Below are 475 nucleotides of genomic sequence, written 5' to 3' on the forward strand. Positions count from 1 at the left end.
CCACATTTTGGGGCGGACAGTGAAAATATAAAAAGTGCGACGGCCATCGGTATTACCCTGTTCAGCCCCGGTTATCAAACCATTAATGGTCCGTTCGGTCACGCCATTACGGGTAACGGTCAGTGACGCGCTGTCCCCCAGTTGTTCATTCAGGGGAATGTCATCACGTGAGCTCACCACTTTTAACGTCAGGCGATAAAGCTGTGACAGCTCTTCCTGTAAAGTAAATTGCGATACCTGAAAAGTGGTTTGGGGCAGTTCGCCAATTCGGCAGGTGAAAACTAATCCATCCATATTTGAAACCTTACATCATTGAACCATTATCCTGAAACGGGGATAACGCAAGAAGCCATTAAACGAGCCATGACATGCGGCTCTTTTAAATAGCGGCGGTCTGTTCCGCAGTAAAAAAATGACAGCGTAAAATAGCCATCATTTAATACGTGGCGTTAGCGAGAACAATAGACCGCGTCCA

1 protein-coding gene is annotated in these 475 nt (G+C 46.7%); it reads right to left on the minus strand.

Going from position 1 to position 475, the window contains the following annotated elements; translation table 11 throughout:
• Nucleotides 1–294, minus strand: a 294-nt coding sequence (locus ACGF5R_RS24485; RefSeq protein WP_387693246.1) for a contractile injection system protein, VgrG/Pvc8 family, incomplete at its 3' end; no start/stop codon positions are given.
• Nucleotides 295–475: the final 181 nt, after the last annotated feature.

The organism is Photorhabdus sp. RM71S, assembly GCF_042879355.1.
Lineage (GTDB): Bacteria > Pseudomonadota > Gammaproteobacteria > Enterobacterales > Enterobacteriaceae > Photorhabdus > Photorhabdus kayaii.